Raw genomic sequence first — 1,083 nt, forward strand, 5'->3', positions numbered from 1 at the left:
GTGAAGATCACCCCCACGGCGGTCCAGCCCTACGCGGGGAGGTCGACGCGCACGTCCCTCGGCGCACCGCAGGCGGGCGACACCTACACCGTCACCGTCAAGGGTGCGACCGCGACCGTGACTGGCACCCGCGCAGGCGGTGCGACCATCGGGACGGATTCCTTCCCGATCACCCGCGACGGCGGACGCTACACGTCGATCAAGGCAACGGCAGGTAACACCGCCGGGACGCTCGACAACCTCATCTGGAAGGGGGTCTGACGTGGGGCTTCTGGGCTTTATGGCTAAGCCGTCTCCGCCCGCGCCGCCCGCGCTGCGTGTCATCGTGGACCCGGAGCCGGCGTCGGTCCCGTACCTCCACGGGGCGGGGAACAGCTACAACCCTCCCGTGCCGATCCTCGCAGATCACGTCACTACCCCGGACGGGTCCGTCGCGCACTCCACCGCCGGGTCCTACGTCCACCCGTCCGTCCTCGACTTCCACTCGCTCACCCCGTCCGGCAAGTTCGGCGGGCACCGCTACTGGATGGCGAACTCGGAGTACAGTGCGGCAGGCAAAGAGGACACGATGATCCTGCGCTCCGACGACGGGTACGAGTGGAGGCAGCCCACCGGCGCTAAGCCCGGGCCACTGTGGCGCACCTCCGACCACCCGGAACAGGCACCGAGCGGATCGAGCGTCAACACCGACAACGAGCTCGCATACGACGCCGCCACGGGCACCCTCTACGTGTACTGGAGGCAGGACATCACCGAGGGCTGGTGCTGGATGTCGAAGACGACGGACGGCATCACCTGGACCTTGCCGCGCAGAATCCTCACGGCGGACCGCATGACCACCATCTCCATGTCCATCGTCCCGGACGGCTCAGGCGGATGGTGGATGTTCAACTGGGGGCGCGAAATCGGGCGGCGGACCGCCCCTACCCTGGAAGGCCCGTGGAGCGACCGCACACCAGTGCAGGGCCTCCCGGGCTGGCACGGCGGCATCTACCGCGACCCGGACACGGGCGTCCTATACGCGGTGGGGTCCACGCGCCCGAACCTCTCCGCCGCCCGCTCCGAAGACAACGGCCTCACCTG

2 protein-coding genes are annotated in these 1,083 nt (G+C 68.8%); both read left to right on the plus strand.

Going from position 1 to position 1,083, the window contains the following annotated elements:
- Positions 1–261 (plus strand): hypothetical protein (locus J1M41_RS11405; protein WP_206451778.1); only part of this gene is annotated, 261 nt, incomplete at its 5' end.
- A gap of 19 nt (positions 262–280) precedes the next feature.
- On the plus strand, positions 281–1,083 hold an 803-nt coding region (locus J1M41_RS11410; protein WP_206451779.1), incomplete at its 3' end, for a hypothetical protein.

It is taken from the genome of Micrococcus sp. KRD096 (assembly GCF_017168495.1).
GTDB classification, from domain to species: domain Bacteria; phylum Actinomycetota; class Actinomycetes; order Actinomycetales; family Micrococcaceae; genus Micrococcus; species Micrococcus luteus.